The organism is Paenibacillus sp. PCH8, from assembly GCF_002968835.1.
In the GTDB taxonomy this organism is placed as follows: domain Bacteria; phylum Bacillota; class Bacilli; order Paenibacillales; family Paenibacillaceae; genus Paenibacillus.
In genome coordinates this window covers 769,864-786,964 of the sequence record NZ_PKQK01000001.1, presented here as the reverse complement: position 1 = coordinate 786,964, position 17,101 = coordinate 769,864, and the positions used below count along the sequence as shown (strand labels likewise).

General features: G+C 47.0%; 18 protein-coding genes. 17 read left to right on the top strand and 1 reads right to left on the bottom strand.

Annotated features, from left to right (window positions below; genetic code table 11):
• Positions 1–90 precede the first annotated feature (90 nt).
• On the top strand, positions 91–1,389 hold the full coding sequence (gene serS / locus C0Q44_RS03390) for a serine--tRNA ligase (RefSeq protein ID WP_105406069.1): 1,299 nt from the start codon (positions 91–93) through the stop codon (positions 1,387–1,389).
• A gap of 65 nt (positions 1,390–1,454) precedes the next feature.
• Here serS and C0Q44_RS03385 read toward each other — a convergent pair whose 3' ends face one another.
• Complete coding sequence (locus tag C0Q44_RS03385) at positions 1,455–1,706, bottom strand: hypothetical protein (protein ID WP_105406068.1); 252 nt, start codon at positions 1,704–1,706, stop codon at positions 1,455–1,457.
• A 240-nt stretch (positions 1,707–1,946) separates the two neighbouring features.
• On the opposite strand from C0Q44_RS03385, the gene C0Q44_RS03380 reads away from it, so the two are divergent.
• The 16 genes from C0Q44_RS03380 (at position 1,947) to C0Q44_RS03305 (ending at position 16,972) form a co-directional block, all read left to right on the top strand.
• On the top strand, positions 1,947–3,053 hold the full coding sequence (locus C0Q44_RS03380; RefSeq protein WP_105406067.1) for an Ig-like domain-containing protein: 1,107 nt from the start codon (positions 1,947–1,949) through the stop codon (positions 3,051–3,053).
• A gap of 165 nt (positions 3,054–3,218) precedes the next feature.
• Positions 3,219–3,770, top strand: a complete 552-nt coding sequence (locus C0Q44_RS03375) for a GrpB family protein (RefSeq protein WP_105406066.1) — start codon at positions 3,219–3,221, stop codon at positions 3,768–3,770.
• A 13-nt stretch (positions 3,771–3,783) separates the two neighbouring features.
• Positions 3,784–4,179 carry a ribosomal maturation YjgA family protein gene (locus tag C0Q44_RS03370; protein WP_258166271.1) on the top strand — a complete coding sequence of 132 codons (396 nt, stop codon included), beginning with the start codon at positions 3,784–3,786 and terminating at the stop codon, positions 4,177–4,179.
• A 32-nt stretch (positions 4,180–4,211) separates the two neighbouring features.
• Positions 4,212–4,769, top strand: a complete 558-nt coding sequence (locus C0Q44_RS03365; protein WP_105406064.1) for a GNAT family N-acetyltransferase — start codon at positions 4,212–4,214, stop codon at positions 4,767–4,769.
• 51 nt (positions 4,770–4,820) lie between these two features.
• Positions 4,821–5,150 carry a DUF952 domain-containing protein gene (locus C0Q44_RS03360; RefSeq protein WP_105406063.1) on the top strand — a complete coding sequence of 110 codons (330 nt, stop codon included), beginning with the start codon at positions 4,821–4,823 and terminating at the stop codon, positions 5,148–5,150.
• Between the two features lie 68 nt (positions 5,151–5,218).
• Complete coding sequence (locus tag C0Q44_RS03355; protein WP_105406062.1) at positions 5,219–5,812, top strand: DUF1572 family protein; 594 nt, start codon at positions 5,219–5,221, stop codon at positions 5,810–5,812.
• The gene (locus tag C0Q44_RS03350) at positions 5,809–6,402 is read left to right on the top strand and encodes a histidine phosphatase family protein (protein ID WP_105406061.1); all 594 of its coding nucleotides are present in this window, start codon (positions 5,809–5,811) and stop codon (positions 6,400–6,402) included. Before C0Q44_RS03355 ends, C0Q44_RS03350 begins: the two co-directional genes overlap by 4 nt.
• A gap of 92 nt (positions 6,403–6,494) precedes the next feature.
• Complete coding sequence (locus C0Q44_RS03345; protein WP_105406060.1) at positions 6,495–6,734, top strand: hypothetical protein; 240 nt, start codon at positions 6,495–6,497, stop codon at positions 6,732–6,734.
• Between the two features lie 39 nt (positions 6,735–6,773).
• Positions 6,774–7,493, top strand: a complete 720-nt coding sequence (pxpB, locus tag C0Q44_RS03340) for a 5-oxoprolinase subunit PxpB (protein ID WP_105406059.1) — start codon at positions 6,774–6,776, stop codon at positions 7,491–7,493.
• Complete coding sequence (locus C0Q44_RS03335; protein WP_105406058.1) at positions 7,490–8,518, top strand: 5-oxoprolinase subunit C family protein; 1,029 nt, start codon at positions 7,490–7,492, stop codon at positions 8,516–8,518. The genes pxpB and C0Q44_RS03335 overlap by 4 nt, the downstream gene beginning before the upstream one ends.
• Complete coding sequence (locus C0Q44_RS03330; RefSeq protein WP_105406057.1) at positions 8,515–9,303, top strand: LamB/YcsF family protein; 789 nt, start codon at positions 8,515–8,517, stop codon at positions 9,301–9,303. The genes C0Q44_RS03335 and C0Q44_RS03330 overlap by 4 nt, the downstream gene beginning before the upstream one ends.
• 83 nt (positions 9,304–9,386) lie before the next feature.
• Positions 9,387–9,845, top strand: a complete 459-nt coding sequence (locus C0Q44_RS03325; RefSeq protein WP_105406056.1) for an NUDIX domain-containing protein — start codon at positions 9,387–9,389, stop codon at positions 9,843–9,845.
• 448 nt (positions 9,846–10,293) lie between these two features.
• Positions 10,294–10,710 (top strand): pyridoxamine 5'-phosphate oxidase family protein, encoded by a 417-nt coding sequence (locus C0Q44_RS03320; protein WP_105406055.1) that lies wholly within the window; start codon positions 10,294–10,296, stop codon positions 10,708–10,710.
• A 475-nt stretch (positions 10,711–11,185) separates the two neighbouring features.
• Positions 11,186–13,429, top strand: a complete 2,244-nt coding sequence (locus C0Q44_RS03315; protein ID WP_105406054.1) for a bifunctional 2',3'-cyclic-nucleotide 2'-phosphodiesterase/3'-nucleotidase — start codon at positions 11,186–11,188, stop codon at positions 13,427–13,429.
• A 216-nt stretch (positions 13,430–13,645) separates the two neighbouring features.
• Positions 13,646–14,689 (top strand): EAL domain-containing protein, encoded by a 1,044-nt coding sequence (locus tag C0Q44_RS03310; RefSeq protein WP_105406053.1) that lies wholly within the window; start codon positions 13,646–13,648, stop codon positions 14,687–14,689.
• 192 nt (positions 14,690–14,881) lie between these two features.
• Positions 14,882–16,972, top strand: coding sequence for a methyl-accepting chemotaxis protein (locus C0Q44_RS03305; protein ID WP_105406052.1), 2,091 nt, complete (start codon positions 14,882–14,884; stop codon positions 16,970–16,972).
• Positions 16,973–17,101: the final 129 nt, after the last annotated feature.

Genomic DNA, 17,101 nt, shown 5'->3' with positions numbered 1-17,101 from the left:
GCAAGTTGGGTGGCACCGCGAGCAGAGCGCTCCTCGTCCCAAGGGATGAGGGCGCTCTTTGTATTTTTACAGCCAAAGGAGACGGTGACCATGTTGGAAATGAAGTGGATTCGGGCACATGCAGAAGAGGTTCAGGCGGCGGCGGACGGAAAAAAAATCAAGATCAGCATTCGTACATTGCTGGAGCGGGATGAGGAACGCAGAGCACTTTTGCAAGAATCGGAAGAAGGACGCCGATTACGTAATACGTTATCCGCGGATATTGGCAGACTCATGCAAGCGGGTAATCGGGAACAGGCCGAGGGTTTGCGGGCCCAGGTGAAACAGCTCAATGAACAGTTGGAACAGGTGGAAGCCAAGCTCGCCCCTGTGCAGGAGGAAGTAACCAAGCTGCAATGGCTGGTGCCGAATATCGTATCCCCAGATACTCCGAAAGGCACGTCGGACGCAGATAATGTGGAGCTGCGACGTGTGGGAGAGGTGCCAACGTTCGAGTATAACACCAAAGATCACGTGGAACTTGGGGAATTGCACGATCTGATTGATATTCCACGTGGAGTTAAGATTGGCGGGACGCGAAGCTATGTATTGAAAGGCGCTGGCCTGTTACTGCATCGGGCTGTACAGCAACTTGCGCTTGATCTGCTGCTGAAGCACGGGTTTACACCGATGGAGGTTCCTCTGATGGTTAGGGAGGACGCACTGGTGAACACGGGTTTCTTCCCAACCGGTCGAGATCAAGTCTACGAACTTGAAGGGGAGAACAAGTGGCTGGTGGGGACTTCTGAAGTGCCGCTGGTCTCGTATTATGCGGATGAGATTGTCGATGTTCAAGAGCCGGTGAAGCTGGCTGCGGTATCGACGTGTTTCCGCAGTGAGGTTGGCTCCGGCGGACGTGATGTACGCGGATTGTACCGTGTACACCAGTTCGCCAAGGTGGAGCAGGTTATTCTCTGTGCCCCTGATGCGGAAGAGTCGGAGCAGATGCTGCAAGAAATCACGGGGCATGCCGAAGAATTGTTGCAATTACTGGAGCTGCCTTATCGGGTTGTGGCCGTGTGTACAGGGGATATGTCGCAGAAAACGTACAAACAGTATGACATTGAGACCTGGATGCCAAGCCGTGGTGCATATGGAGAGACACATTCGTCGTCGAACCTGCATGATTTTCAGGCTCGCCGTTCAAACATTCGTTGCCAAGATGCCGAGGGTAAGTTGGCGTATTGTCACACGCTGAATAATACGGCGGTGGCATCGCCGCGTATCCTGATTCCGCTGCTGGAGAATCATCAGCAGGAGGATGGAAGCATTCGTATTCCGGCAGCCCTACGACCTTATATGGGCGGTGCCGAGAGCTTGATTATGCCAGAGCAGGATGAAGTGAATTAGACAGGTTAGGTAACGCTTTAGGAAGTGAAGAATCAGAAAAAGGAACCCCTTGACCGGGGTTCCTTTTAATTAAACATATGATCAGTTACCCACGGGTACTCTTGTTCAAGTCGAGCAGCCAATTTGGGATCTTCCTCGGCTGTAACTTTTCTCATGTATGTTAAATCAATCGTATCAAATTGACTGTAAATCAGGTAACGTGCCCACTCCAAACTTAGGGCATCTGTCCAGTATTCGGAGGCTCTCAATCGATCCAAAATAAGGTCGTCTATTCCAATTACGTAACAGTAGCCTTCAGGTGTTTGAATACGTGCCATGGTTCACCTATATTCTTTAACGCAGCTTCCATTCACGCTCGTTAATGATTTCAATTTGTCCAGATTCAAGGGCTTTTTTGAAACGATTGCGGGCTGTTTTCATCAATAGAACCATTTCGTCTTCAATGCAAATTATGAATTGTTCCAAGACTCCCGCTTACGTTATTCAACTTTATGCAATTCGTATCCGATATACTATAATAGAAGTAAAATATTGGATTATGGGAGATGGAGATAGAGATGAATAGAATCAAACTGGCGCTTCGAGGCACACTTGCTCTAATTATTGCATTAACCGTCCTGGTCCCTTCGTTGGCCTTGGCGGCTACAGGTGACGTGACATCAATTGAAATAACCAATAGCAGTCCACAGAAGATGAGTGTATCCGAAACAGCTACGCTTCAGGTGATGGCAACAGTAGAAGGGTTTGATAACAAGCAGGATGTTACCGAAGGTGTGACTTGGTCCACCAGTAATGCAGCGGTTGCGACGATGGTGAAAGGCAAAGTCAAAGCTGTGGCCGCGGGCGAAGCAACCATTTTTGCAGAGGTAGACGGGGCTAAAGCCCAGTTGGTTGTGCAGGTGCAGGAGAAGATCAAAAGCATCAAAGCTTCACCTACATCCTACAGTTTCGTCAAAGGCAGCGAAAGCACCCTTCCGAAAGTAAGCATTATCCGTGCGAACGGCAAGGAAGAGGATGTGACGTCCGAGATTGTGTGGTCCGTATCCACTTCTTCGGCTGTGCTGGAAAATGGAAAAATTAAAGGCGTGACTCCTGGCAGAGTCTTGCTTCAAGGCAAATATGGTTCAACAACGGTGAAAGTTCCCGTTGCCGTGACGGACGAGATAACCAAGGTAGAGGTCACACCTGCTACTATGCAGCTCAACATCAAGAAGTCCAAGGCATTGAAGGTCATCGGAACCTATGCTAATGGGAAAACGATCAACCTTTCGAAACAGATCATATGGACCTCTTCCAATACGAATGTAGCTATCGTGAAAAATGGTGCTGTTAAGACGCTGACCGAAGGACAAGCAACCTTGACAGGAACTTATCAAAATCAGACAATAAAGGCAGAGCTTACCGTTGTACCTTTGCTCAAAAAGTTGATTACAGGCCAGAAAAATCTTGTCTTGTCCCCACAGGGAAGTACAACGCTGAGTGTTATGGCTCAATATGATACGGGTAAGACCACGGTTGTGACTAACAGTGCAGTGTGGAGCAGTTCGAAGCCGGGCGTAGCCACCGTAACGAATGGCAAGATTGTCGCTGTGGGCAAAGGTAAAACATCCATAACGGCCAAGTGGGGCAACAAAAAAGTGACGATACCTGTTACGGTAAAATAAATCTTTATGTCATGAAGCATTTTGGCATCAATTCAAAGATAAAATCAGTACATGACACGTTAAGATCATCAATATCATCAAGGTAACAGACAACGAAGGGGCGTAGACATACGCTCCTTTTTGGATATATAGAAATCTAACGAGATCAAGGGAGTGAACTCTGAAATGTCAGATCCATTGCAACCGGAAAACTGGCCTGCCTGGGCGACAGAGTCAGTGGAGATTGCTCCAGCCAACCCTAATTGGGACTCACAGGCTCAGGAAGAAATCCGGCAACTCAAACACCTTTTACAGCAGTTTAATATTCATCAATTCGAACATATCGGAAGCACATCTATTCCAGGTTTACCCGCCAAGCCCATCATTGATCTGATGGCAGAGGTACAGTCATGGGATGATATGGATCTGATTGCGGATCAGCTGAATCCGTTGGGCTGGAATTACGTTCCGCCTGAACTGGATGGACGAGAATACAGACGGTTCTGGGTCAGAGTTAAGGATGGAAAGAGAGCTGTACACCTTCACCTGATGCGTCCAGGTGAAGATCGTTGGGAGCGCCAGATTCGATTTCGGGATGTGTTGAGAAGACGACCGGATCTGGTGGAAGCTTACGCCGCTCTCAAGGTTAAGCTTGCTGACGAGAATAAGGACGACAGAGAATCGTATACCGCCGCCAAAACGGAGTTTATTTTACAAGTGCTTGATGAAGGCGTGTGATCGATTGAAAAGCATGCTTATCAAAAACAAGCCGATCTATTTCTTCGCAGTCATGCCGGCCATGGCGGCAGGATTGGCATCCAGACACTTTGGTGAGGTGCTGCCCGATTGGGTACGTGATCATTTCGGTGATGCATGTTGGGCGGGCATGATCTATTTCGGAGTGCGAATGGTATGGACTCATCGCAGTATCATATGGGCCATGTTATTAAGCTGTATGTTCAGCTGGCTAATAGAGTTCTCGCAGTTGATTCAGACGCCTTGGCTTATTGAGATACGCTCAACCGTATGGGGTGCTCTTATCTTGGGACATGGGTTTCTGGTAATCGATCTGATTCGATATACGGTCGGTATCCTGTGCATGGTTATGATAGATCGTTATTTCCTGAGAAATAAGATGGATGGATGATGTACTCAATTTGAATCATGGAGGTGCTCTGAGTGAATGTAGAAAAACTTTTTGCCGAATCGCCCGAATTTGAAACAAAACGGCTGAAGCTGAGACGCCTTACGTTGGATGATCTCGATGATTATTATGCGTTTGCCTCTGATCCGAGAGTGAGTCAGCAAAGTCTGTGGAATTGTCATGAAACGGCGGAGGATTCGGTTCAGTATATCCAGCGGGCACTCGATAATTATGAGCAGAAAAGGGTCTACCTCTGGGCCTTTGTCTTAAAGGAAACAGGGAGTTTGATTGGGCGAGGTGGTATTTTTCATCTCAATGAATTCATGCAAAGTGCTGAACTGGGATACGCCATAGCCAGCACTCACTGGGGCAAGGGCCTTGCGTCAGAAGCGATGCAACCGATTGTGAATTATTGCTTTCAGGAGCTGGACTGCAATCGGTTAGAGGGGAAATGCAATGCAGGCAACATGGGCTCTGCACGAGTAATGGAGAAGTTGGGCATGTCATATGAAGGTTTATTGCGCAAGCAGTTAAAGATAAAATGTGTATTTACGGATCAAAAAGTGTACGCCCGTATCCGGGATGATCTATAATATTTTCAATGACGCATAGGAGATATCGCAGATATTGAAGGAGGCAGAAACATGATTTACAGTATAATTTCCCATTCTTTATGGGAGCAAGTATCCAAAGAAAGTGAGTATGCACCAGATAGCCTGGAGACCGATGGATTCATTCATTGTTCCACCAAGGAGCAGATTCCATGGGTAGCGGGCCAATATTATGCAGGTCGCACGGATTTGTTATTGCTTTGTATTGATGAGAAGGCATTAAAGCCAGAACTGGTGTATGAGGATCTGTACGAATTGAATGAACTTTATCCACATATCTATGGAGAGCTTAATCTGGACGCGGTGCGTAAAGTCCTGAAGTTTGAACCGAATGAAGACGGAACGTTCTCGTTCCCTGAATAAAGTAACATATGACGTATCTGTCTGAATGTGATCAGGGGTCATCATACTTTTCCCAAGGAGGTTATCGGATGGAAATGAATCAGGTTTTTCTGGAAACGGCCGAGAAACAATTTTTGTATTACAAGCAACTTGGTGAAAAGGCTATGGAACAACTGGATTCTGAGCAGCTATTTCAATCCTGGAATGAAGATGCGAACAGCATTGCAGTCATTGTAAAGCATCTATGGGGCAATATGATGTCCCGTTGGACGGATGTACTGACAACCGATGGAGAGAAGTCGTGGCGTGAACGGGATGCCGAATTCGTGAATGATTTCTCCACTCGGGAAGAGCTGCTCGCGAAATGGGAGGAAGGGTGGAACTGCCTGCTCGGTGCCATTCGCTTGTTTACCCCGGAACAAATGTCTCATATCATCTACATTCGTAATGAAGGGCACACTGTGATGGAGGCTATTATTCGGCAATTGGCGCACTATCCTTATCATGTAGGGCAGATCATTCATACAGCCAAAATGCTCAAAGAAACCTCATGGGACAGCCTCTCCATTCCGAGAAACGGGTCTGATCAATATAATGGTGGTAAATTTGCCAAACCAAAGGCAAGAAAACATTTTACAGAAGATGAACTTCAATCGTTAGCAAAGGATGAGAAACCGCAATGACACAGATCGCATTGATTCGCCATGGAAGCACGGCGTGGAATAAGGAAAAGCGTTCTCAGGGGCAGACGGATAATCCGCTGGACCAGGATGGAAGGGAACAGGCCGTACTGCTTGCTGCCAGACTTTCTGAGGAATCGTGGGATGCCATCTATGCCAGTGATCTGGAGCGTGCAAGTGAGACAGCTCGCATCATCGGTGATCGCTTGGGCATTCAGGAGATTCATCTGGACCCAAGATTGCGTGAGATGAGCGGGGGACAGGTGGAAGGAACCACACAAGAGGAGCGCATAGCCAAGTGGGGAGTGGACTGGAGTAAACAGGATCTGGGCCAGGAACTTGCGGAGGCAGGGACTGTTCGAGGTAGCGCTGCACTTGAGGATATGGTACGACAGCACCCGAATGGACGGGTAATCGTTGTCAGTCACGGTGCTGTTCTTAGGAATACATTGCGTGGTCTGGTACCTGAACTTGATATAAGCATGAAGCTGTCTAACACATCCATTACCCGGATCTCCAAGATAGAACAAGCTTGGCAGTGTGAGTTATACAATTGCAGCGTGCATTTGGATGCTCCCAAGGACTCGTTGTAGATGGATGCATGGACATTAAAACAAAAATTGCAGCAGATTCAATCGGCCAATCGATCCGCTGATAACGTGGATCAGCCTTATGAATTGGCGCAGTGGTTACGATTCTTCGGCGCAATTTGCTGGAGCAAGCAGACATTGCAATGTGGATTGATTCGCTTCAGGAAGATCGAACTCGAACAGAGGGTAAGTCCCATCTGGAATTCAGTCAATCCCGTCTGAATGTGCGTCTGTTTTTGCAGACACTCTACCTTGCTATACGAATTGAAGAAGCTGTGCCGTTTCCGGCGGTTCGTTCGCTGGTATTGCAAGCGTTGGCGTTGGAAAGAGAGTAATCAAGGGGCGTTAACTTGGTGGACAAAGGGGGAGATGGCATGACCGAACTGCCTTATTCATGGACGGAGGAAATGTTATCTCCGATGGGTGAAACAGCGGTTATGATTCGTTGTGGGGATAGCATGTCTGAAGCTGTGCACCGCAGGGTGATGTCCATATGTTCTTTGCTGGAAAAGCGGACTCTACCAGCCCTGATCGAATGGGTGCCATCATATGCGTCTGTCACGCTGTTCTATGATCCGATGATCTCCCCGTACCACGAGTTAAGCCAACTGTTGCTCCAACTGTTGAATCAAATGAAAAAAGAGTCGGTACAGAACAAGCCCGGAACAGTCACAATTCCCGTATGTTACGGTGGGGAATGGGGGCCGGATCTTGACTATGTTGCGAGTGAACATGGAATGTCTGCAGAGGAAGTCATCACGATTCATACATCCGGGGAGTATCTCGTGCACATGATTGGATTCGCCCCGGGTTTTCCTTATCTCGGCGGGTTATCCGAACGGATTGCAACACCTAGAAGGGCTACACCAAGGCTGCGGGTTGAAGCAGGTACCGTAGGTATTGGCGGCAAACAGACCGGTATCTATCCGGTGGCGACACCTGGCGGATGGCAATGTATCGGACGAACACCACTCCGGTTGTTTCGTCCGGGTGAGAATGAACCGAGTTTATTGGCAGCAGGTGATCGGATTCGTTTTGCACAGATTACGATGCAGGAGTATCAGGAGCTGAAGCGTAAGGAGGGCGAACGATGAGTATTGAAGTCATTCGCCCCGGTCTTTTATCGAGTGTTCAGGATGAAGGAAGAACGGGATATCGCCGACATGGTATTCATGTGGGCGGGGTGATGGACACCTTTGCAGCCAGAGCAGCTAATATGCTTGTGGGCAATTCCCGTCATGAAGCAGTGCTTGAGATGACAATGACGGGGCCGGAGCTTCGATTTCAGAAGAGCCAACTTGTCTCCTTGTGTGGAGCCGATCTGACAGCAACGGTGAATCATCTGCCTGTACCATTATGGCGTCCTGTTCTATTTCGGGCTGGAAGTGTGCTGAAATTTGGCCCTTGCCCTCATGGGCTACGCGGATATATGGCGATTGCGGGTGGAATAGATGTACCTGTAGTGATGGGCAGTCGCAGTACAGATCTTAAAACAGGTCTTGGCGGTGTGGAGGGACGATCCTTGCACACGGCAGATCTGTTGTCTACAGGTCAATCTTCTGCTGAAGCACAATGTTGGTTGCAACATATGGAGAGACATGCAGAGAAAAACGGTCGCCAAACGATGGCACCAGCGTGGTTTTTGTCTGAGCGGGAGCGACCTGACTATTATGGGAGACGTATCATTCGTGTAATGCCTGGCAAGGACAGCTCGCAATTCAGTGAAGCAAGTCTGGAGCGCTTCTATACCGAAGGATATGTAGTCTCACCACAATCGGATCGGATGGGTTATCGATTGCAAGGCGCAAGTCTGGAGCTGGATCAGCCGCTAGACCGGTTGTCTGAAGCCGTTACCCATGGAACGGTTCAGGTCCCCCCGGATGGACAGCCCATCATCTTGATGGCAGACCATCAGACGATTGGAGGCTATCCTGTCATTGCACAGGTAGCCCAAGTGGATATGCCGATTCTGGCTCAGGCGAGGCCGGGAACCCGACTTGCTTTTGAACAGATTACTCACGAACAAGGCCAGCAGTTGTACATGGAACAGGAAAGCAACATGCAGCTCATGGACAAGTTGATACGCAGAAGAATGGCAGAAATGGAGGGTACACAATGAATACCTCGAACACACTGGATATCAATTGTGATCTGGGTGAAAGTTATGGTGTGTATCGCACTTTGTCGGATGAGGCCATCCTGCCACTTATTACTTCAGCTAATATTGCCTGCGGGTTCCATGCAGGGGACCCGGCTACGATGCGATTGACCGTAGAGGGGGCAATGGAGAACGGAGTTGCCATTGGAGCCCATCCTGGTTTGCCGGATTTGCAGGGGTTTGGCAGAAGACGTATGGAGATTACGCCACAAGAGGCATATGACATAGTGGTGTATCAGGTAGGTGCGCTGGATGCCTTTGTCCGAGCAAGCGGGGGGCGTATGCACCACGTGAAACCACACGGAGCCTTATACAATATGGCTGCAGAAGATAGCAAGCTCGCTGATGGCATCGCGGAGGCGATCTATCAAGTGCAGCCTGATTTGTACTTGTATGGTCTGGCTGGCAGTGAGCTGATTCAGTCTGCGACTCGCATCGGTCTGCGCAGTGTGAGCGAGGTGTTTGCGGATCGAACTTATGGAGCGGATGGCAAGTTAACTCCTCGTAGCCAAGCGGGAGCTGTCATTGAAGAGTCGGGACAAGCGATTGCTCAAGTGCTCCAGATGGTAAGAGACGGAGTGGTTATATCCGTGGATGGTACGCTGGTTCCCATTAAGGCAGAGACCGTCTGTATCCACGGTGATGGAGCAAACGCTTTGGCATTTGCTCAAGAGCTTCATCGCGTGCTGGAATTGGAAGGCATTCATCTGTCCGCCTTTGGATTACAGGACGATGACAATAGGTAAGATGTCTATGGACGACTGACGTAATGAACTGTGGGTGAGCTAATCAATTGAACTATGGCCTGACTAGGAGGGGAATGGATAGAATGAAACCAATACGCAACTCGGCGAAAGCTGTGATCGTGCAGGATGGGCGGTTGCTGGTCATCCGGTTGGAAGACCAATATGGGACTGCTTATGTTTTCCCTGGCGGAGGACAAGAGAAGGGTGAAGAATTGAAGGATGCAGTCTCGCGTGAATGTCTGGAGGAGATTGGGCAGGCAGTGAACGTGGGAGAGCTGTTACATATCCGGGAGTATATCGGTAAAAATCATGAATTCGCCGAGTGGGATGCAGATATCCATCAGGTTGAATTTTATTTTGAATGCCATCTGATCGATCCGAAGGCAACTATTTTTGAAGGCTCGAATCCAGACGATCATCAGGTCGCAGTGGAATGGATTGCACTTGAAGACCTGCCCAAGATTCGTCTATATCCCAAAACGATCGGCGAATTGTTACTCAAACCAGATGATTCCCGAATCTATCTTGGAGATCTGAATTAAAATTATTGAAGGGGAGAATGCGTACCAATCCCTTTATGTAAACATTTCTATATACAACTTTTCCAATAGGTCCACGTTTACGACGGGTTCATGGATTCACCATAGGTGAGGTGGGTACACTATAAGTACAGGCTTATTACACCTAACGTAAGCTGACTGTACTTATACACAGCAATGGAGCGGATAAAACCTGAAGAAGCTAAACCTGCAAAGTTAAGGCGTTAACAGGTTTCTGTTTGAACTTTAGCTTACCCATTCCTTCATTGGAAGAACTGTAGACGTAGTGGAGTGGACAGAATTGATTCTGAGGAAGCAAAGCGTTCGCCTAAAAGCTTTCTGAAAGAAAGCTACATCGGAAGCATACGCGATCCAAAGAACGATCCGTACCCGCAACGGCCTTCTACATAGTCCTTCCAATATACTCCCAAAACCGAAAGGAGCACTTCCCATGAACCAGACTGAATTGGAACAACACATTGTAAAAGCATTGGAAAACAACCCTTTTTGCAGTTTCTCAACTGTTGAAAATGGTAAACCGAAATCCCGCTATATGGCGCTGTTCAACGATGGATTGAACATTCATCTGGCGACGAACCGCCGTACACACAAAGTAGAGGAACTGGAGAATAATCCGAATGTTAGCCTGCTATTGGGTTATGAAGCGGGAGGTTCGAAGGAAGTGGTTGAAATTGAAGGAACCTGTGAAGTGACGAAGAACGAAGCTTTGCGTGAGCAAGTATGGAATGATGAACTGAAAGCCTGGTTCGATGGACCTAATGATCCAAACTATGTAATTTTGGACATCACACCTACCCGCATTGAATATACAGGGAAAGACCATGAGCATCATGTATGGGAACAGTGAGCTGAATATGAAAACAACCTTTGCGAAGTAGCTTCACTACGTGAATATATCCGCAGAGATTCAATCCAACCGTGATGCCGTGAGGCTTCACGGTTTTTGGTGTAGACGATTATCACTTCAATGGATAAACATGTAATAAAGATGTAATATACGTATTTTAAAGGAATACACAACTAATGACCTACTAAATTATTGAAAAAAATGTCGAAATCACGCATGATAATGTAAACTTAGGTTGATATGTGCGGATAACGTAAAAAATAATGCTTTTCAATGGCTGAACATTACGGTATTATTTGGAATGTAAACGACAAGCTCAGATATAATAGATGTTCATGTGAGATTAACTAACCTGAAGTTCAGATGCATGTCATCCGAGCGTCAGTCCGTACAACCCATGAAATCTATCTTTTTCTGCGCCTGTTCGTTTGCCCATGAAGACATGATTCAATGTACATAATCGGGAGGGGTTATTTTGAAAAAGAGTAAAAAAGTATTATCGAGCCTGACTGCCGCATTGGTTGCATTAAACGTGCTTGCGGTATTTCCGGTACCTGTATCGGCTGCGGATGCTGCCAAAGTTAAGCTGCGGATCATGGAGACAACAGACATTCATGACAATCTGATTAACTACGACTACTATTCCGATAAAGAGACGGACCAGTACGGACTAGCCAAAACAGCCACTTTGATTAAGAAAGCCCGCAGCGAAGCGAAGAACAGCCTGCTTTTTGACAATGGTGATTTAATTCAGGGTAACCCGTTGGGTGACTACGTAGCGAAGATTGATCCACTGAAAAAGGGTGAGACCCACCCTGTATATAAAGCGATGAATCTGCTTGATTATGATGCAGGAAACATCGGAAACCATGAATTTAACTATGGTCTGGATTTCTTGGATATGACGCTGGAGGGAGCTAATTTCCCTTACATTAATGCCAATGTCTATATAGACGATGGTGATGATGATGAGACGAATGACAAGAACTATTTCACACCGTATGAGATTCTCGACAAAAAAGTAACAGATGAGAACGGCAAAGAGCATACGATCAAAGTGGGTGTGATCGGGTTTGTCCCGCCACAAATCATGCAGTGGGACAGCGCTAACCTGGAGGGTAAAGTCATCGCCAAGGATATGATCGCTACCGCGAAAAAATTCATTCCACAGATGAAAGCAGAAGGTGCAGACATTATTGTGGCTATTCCTCACTCCGGTTTTGAAGATATTCCTCAAACGGATCTGATGGAAAACTCCGTATTGTATCTGAGCCAGGTTGAAGGCATTAACGCCATTCTGTTTGGACATGCTCATAAAGTGTTCCCTAGTGCTGATTTTGCCGGCAAAAAAGGGGTAGACCTTGAAAAGGGCACGATTAATGGTGTTCCGGCTGTAGAGCCAGGCTTCTGGGGTGACCACCTGGGAATTATTGATCTGGATCTCGAACAAGTAAATGGCAAATGGAAAGTGGTGGATTCCAAGACGGAAGCACGCGCCATCTATGACACAGCGAACAAAAAACCATTGGTAGATGCAGATCAGGCGATCATTGATGCGGTTCACGAGGAGCATGAGGGTACACTTGCGTATGTTCGTGGTCCAGTTGGCGAAACGACAGCACCAATTAACAGTTTCTTCGCACTGGTTCAGGATGATCCATCCATTCAGATCGTAACGAATGCACAGAAATGGTATGTTGAGAAACATATGCAAGGTACGGAGTATGAGAAAATTCCTGTATTGTCCGCTGGAGCACCGTTCAAAGCAGGTGGACGTTCAGGCGCTTCGTATTACACGAATATCCCTAAAGGAACCATTGCCATCAAAAACGTTGCTGACCTTTACGTGTATCCCAATACGGTACATGCTGTAATGGTTAACGGCGCTGAGCTGAAAGAATGGCTGGAATGGTCAGCAGGCCAATTCAACCAGATCGACCCGGCCAAAGGTGGACAGCAACAACTGATCAATATGGACTTCCCAACGTATAACTTTGATGTTATCGATGGCGTAACGTATCAGATCGATGTGACACAACCAGCTAAATATGATGGCAAAGCAACCGTTGTAAATGCATCGGCAAGCCGGATCAAGAACCTGAGCTTTGAAGGCAAACCGATTGATCCAGCACAAAAGTTCATCGTAGCAACGAACAACTATCGTGCGTCTTCATCCAAACTGGCTAACCCGGACGGCAAACGTATCGTTCTGGCTGCACCAGATGAGAACCGTCAAGTGATCATCGACTACATCCGTGAGAACAAGACGATTAACCCAACAGCGGATGGCAACTGGTCTATAGCACCAATTAAGCCTTCTGCGGGTTTAACTGCAACAGCACTGAACGATCTTGAAGTGGTATTTGCTTCTTCCCCGGATGCGAAGGCTCTGGTTGAAGCGAATCCGGCGATGTCATTCATCGGTACGAATACAGATGGTTTTGCGGAATACGGGTTGAAATTGACAGGACAAGCAACGACAACTCCAAGTCCCGAACCAGCTCCGACGCCTAAACCAACACCGACACCTACGCCTAAGCCACAACCTGAGAAACCGGCTATCAACCATAAAGTTGTATATGTGGTGAAAAAAGGGGACAATCTGTACCGCATTGGTTTGAAATATGGTGTGGACTGGCGCAAGCTTGCGACAGCTAACCAAATTTCAAATGTGCACAACCTGAAAGTTGGACAAAAAATCGTCATTCCCGCTTCTTAAAGTCTAATAAGCGGTGGAGGAAGAGACCGACAGTCATCAGACTGTCGGTCTTTTTGGATGCCATAATGAATATATCTGTTCTAATAACCGTTATATAGGAAGTCATCAAAACGGTAGAGATTAATTCGAATACCCATGATATAATATTTACAAACTTTGGGTATAAACTTGTATACATTAATGACATCGAATTACAAACTGGCAAGGGGGTTCTACATGAATTGCAGTGGCTGCAGTCCAATCTATCCTATAGAGGGTCAAGGTACGCTTTACCTGAGTCCTATTTCCCCCGCTTTGCTGGAAGCGCTGCAAACGCCGGGAAGGCATATTGAACAATCGGATGATATGATCTGGATCCATTTTTCAGATGTGGAAGAGGTACAGAACGCAATTGAAGAGATTATCAAAGTGGAGTTGGCCTTACCCACTCCTCTAACCGTTCAGATCAAACCGATAGACGAACAGGTAGATGCGGACGATTGGATCAGTCTATCCATGCAACATTCCCGTATTAAGCATGCGGACCTGGTGTCCATTATTTTGGAGCATCAGTTCAGCAGTCACATGCAGCCCATTGTGGATGCGTCGGAGCAGATAATTGGATTTGAGTTTTTGCTTCGTCCTGCTGAGCATGGAAAGTATTTCAGTTCCTATGAATTATTTGAAGTTGCCCGGGCTACCGGACTCCATTCTTTTTTGGATCGAACTGCTCGTATTGCTGCCATCGAGACCAGTGCTATACACCTACCTCGTGGTATGAAACGCTTCGTGAATTTTCTGCCTTCCTCCATATATAACCCCGAATTTTGTCTGACACATACGTTTGAAGCAATTGAACGTTTTTCGCTTGACCCTAAGGATTTTGTATTTGAAGTCGTGGAAACAGAACAGATTCGGCATATATCCATCTTGCAGCATATATTTGAAGTGTATCGTTCCCGTGGGATGTCGGTGGCCCTGGATGATGTGGGTGCCGGATATTCGACAATTGAGTTAATGAATCGACTGGAACCGGATTTTGTCAAAATAGATCGAAGTCTCATTGATCATTGTGATCAAGACTTGGTTAAGCAACAACAAATTGCTGATATTATCCTGATGTCGAGTCATTTCGGAGGTCGGGTTCTTGCTGAGGGAATCGAACGAATTGAGGAATTTGAATTTTGCCGCTCAATAGGTATTGAGCTTGCGCAAGGTTATTATTTTGGCAAACCGACAGCTCAACCTCCAAAGGGCCCATACCCGGCAACTTCCGCTTAAATGGTTGCATATCCATAAGCTATACCTTGTGCAGGCCACTTCACTTATGGGGTGGCTTGTTTAGCGTGCAGTTCACTTATTTTCTATCAAATATATATCCTCAACTAGCCGATATATAAGATAAGCCTTTTAGATTGTTTCGTACATAAAGAGAAAGAGCTCAAATCTATACTTAATAAGGGGAGAAACAGGATGATTGACACTCAAGAGAATAAGCAAGCGAAAACAGCAGCGAAAGCTAACAAACCCAAACAAAACAAAAGCAAAAAGAAGAAGGGTTTTGTATGGAATATTAGGAACAAACTATTGGTTTCTTTCTTGGCAGTTCTGATCCTGCCGAGTCTGGCTATCGGTTTAGTGACATTATTGATCGCTGAGGATAGTGTGCAAGATCAACTAATGGACAGTGCCCAGCAAAGTGTGAGCACCGTCAATACGATTATAAAGAGCCAAGTGGATTCCAAGATGCATGACATCAATTATTTTGCAGATGCCATTGATCAGGCTCTGATTAACGGAGAGAACGATAGTCCCGGGGTTCAGGTGAAACTGGAGCAATATCTGGAGTTGCATCCGGATGCCTTGAATATTTTTGTAGGAACGACAGAGGGAGTCATGGTTCGAGGTAAGCCAACAGCTAGTAGCACGCGGGGAGATGCATTTGATCCTCGAGAGCGGGATTGGTACAAGCTCGCAATGGAGAAGCCGGGTACGGCCGCCATATCGGCTGTGTCCAAGAACACGGATGGAGTCGCGGTTGTCTTTATCTCCAAGACCTTAAAGGATCAATCGGGTGTCGTCGGTTTATCCCTGGATCTGACAGACATGCGTGAACAAGCATCCATTAAGGTAGGCAAAGAAGGCTATGTTATTATAATGGACGCTTCCAAAAATTACGTGGTTTCGCCAGTTGCTGAGACAGGTACACAAGATACAAGCAACGCTCTGGATGAGATGTATCAAAATCAGGAAGGCCAATTCGATTACGTATACGACGATCAAGCCAAAATGATGATATATTCGACCAATGAAACCACGGGCTGGAAAATTGCTGGCACCATGTTCAAAAGCGAAGTAACGGATGCGAGTAAGGACATTCGCATGGCCACGTTTGCTGTTATATTGGCGGCGACATTCCTTACGCTCATCTTCATTATCTGGTTCACGCGCTCTATGCTGCGTCCAATCAAACGACTACAGGAATCGGCCAGAGCCGTGAGCAAAGGCGATCTGACCGTGAAGATGGAAACTGGACGTAAAGATGAAGTTGGTGATCTGGCGAAGTATTTCGAACGGATGGTCGACAACCTGCGAATGATGATTCTGGGCGTACAGGAGACGGCGGAACAGGTATCTGCATCTTCACAGGAATTGTCCGCCAGTGCAGAACAAACGACCAAAGCAATTGAACATTCCACCCTCGCTATTCAGGAACTTGCCGAAGGCGCGGAGCAGCAAGTGAATAGTGTGAAAGATGGATCTGGGCAGATGAGCCGAATGGCAGAAGATGTTCGAATCATGTCGGAGCGGGTGCAATCCATTACGGCGAATATGCGGAATACATCCGGGACGGCTTCCTCCGGAAATGTGGCGGCAGGACAGGCTGTAGAGCAGATGAACAGTATCCAGGAAACGGTGCAACAGCTGGGGACTGTGGTTCAGTCTCTGAATGCCCGTTCCGTAGAGATCGGCAGCATGGTTGATGTCATTGCGTCAATCTCCAAACAAACCAATCTGCTCGCATTGAATGCTTCCATTGAAGCGGCAAGAGCGGGTGATGCGGGGCGTGGATTTGCTGTAGTAGCTGGAGAGGTGCGCAAGCTGGCAGAAGAATCCGGAAGTTCGGCAGCGCAGATTGGTGAGCTGGTTCACAACATTCGTAAGGATATGGATGCGGCTCTAATCGCCATGAATGCAGCCCAGACTCGAGTAGGAGAAGGTATTCAGGCTGTGAATACGTCAGGACAGTCCTTTGCACAGATTCGGGAGGCTGTGGAAGATGCTGTTCATACATTGGATGACTTGTCCGATACAACGAAGCAATTGGAAAGCGGTGCTTCCCATGTTGCCAAGGCAATGAGCGATATTTCCAATGTGACCCAGGAATCGGCTGCGAATACAGAATCCGTGTCTGCCTCTTCGCAAGAGCAACTGGCTTCCGTAGAAGAGATCGCATCATCCTCAGCACATCTGAACAGTATGGCGGAACAATTACAAGGATTGCTCGGCATGTTCAAGATGGTGGAGGATACACCCAAGGATAAAGGGAACGGTACATCCTGATATTTAAACAGAAAACGTACTGCATTTTATAGTAGAAGAAAATAAAGATAGACATTCCTCCTGCGTCCCTGTATAAATATATCGTCTGGTTCTTCCGTGCATCATGCGGTGTAGTCTTATAATAGAATC

What these genes read in the sequence shown, in the direction of transcription:
- C0Q44_RS03310 (WP_105406053.1), top strand. Translation starts at nt 13,646, where the DNA reads ATGAATTGCAGTGGCTGCAGTCCAATCTATCCTATAGAGGGTCAAGGT.
- C0Q44_RS03380 (WP_105406067.1), top strand. Translation starts at nt 1,947, where the DNA reads ATGAATAGAATCAAACTGGCGCTTCGAGGCACACTTGCTCTAATTATT.
- C0Q44_RS03385 (WP_105406068.1), bottom strand. Translation starts at nt 1,706, where the DNA reads ATGGCACGTATTCAAACACCTGAAGGCTACTGTTACGTAATTGGAATA.
- C0Q44_RS03330 (WP_105406057.1), top strand. Translation starts at nt 8,515, where the DNA reads ATGAATACCTCGAACACACTGGATATCAATTGTGATCTGGGTGAAAGT.
- C0Q44_RS03355 (WP_105406062.1), top strand. Translation starts at nt 5,219, where the DNA reads ATGGAAATGAATCAGGTTTTTCTGGAAACGGCCGAGAAACAATTTTTG.
- C0Q44_RS03335 (WP_105406058.1), top strand. Translation starts at nt 7,490, where the DNA reads ATGAGTATTGAAGTCATTCGCCCCGGTCTTTTATCGAGTGTTCAGGAT.
- C0Q44_RS03320 (WP_105406055.1), top strand. Translation starts at nt 10,294, where the DNA reads ATGAACCAGACTGAATTGGAACAACACATTGTAAAAGCATTGGAAAAC.
- C0Q44_RS03375 (WP_105406066.1), top strand. Translation starts at nt 3,219, where the DNA reads ATGTCAGATCCATTGCAACCGGAAAACTGGCCTGCCTGGGCGACAGAG.
- C0Q44_RS03325 (WP_105406056.1), top strand. Translation starts at nt 9,387, where the DNA reads ATGAAACCAATACGCAACTCGGCGAAAGCTGTGATCGTGCAGGATGGG.
- C0Q44_RS03350 (WP_105406061.1), top strand. Translation starts at nt 5,809, where the DNA reads ATGACACAGATCGCATTGATTCGCCATGGAAGCACGGCGTGGAATAAG.
- pxpB (WP_105406059.1), top strand. Translation starts at nt 6,774, where the DNA reads ATGACCGAACTGCCTTATTCATGGACGGAGGAAATGTTATCTCCGATG.
- serS (WP_105406069.1), top strand. Translation starts at nt 91, where the DNA reads ATGTTGGAAATGAAGTGGATTCGGGCACATGCAGAAGAGGTTCAGGCG.
- C0Q44_RS03305 (WP_105406052.1), top strand. Translation starts at nt 14,882, where the DNA reads ATGATTGACACTCAAGAGAATAAGCAAGCGAAAACAGCAGCGAAAGCT.
- C0Q44_RS03370 (WP_258166271.1), top strand. Translation starts at nt 3,784, where the DNA reads ATGCTTATCAAAAACAAGCCGATCTATTTCTTCGCAGTCATGCCGGCC.
- C0Q44_RS03360 (WP_105406063.1), top strand. Translation starts at nt 4,821, where the DNA reads ATGATTTACAGTATAATTTCCCATTCTTTATGGGAGCAAGTATCCAAA.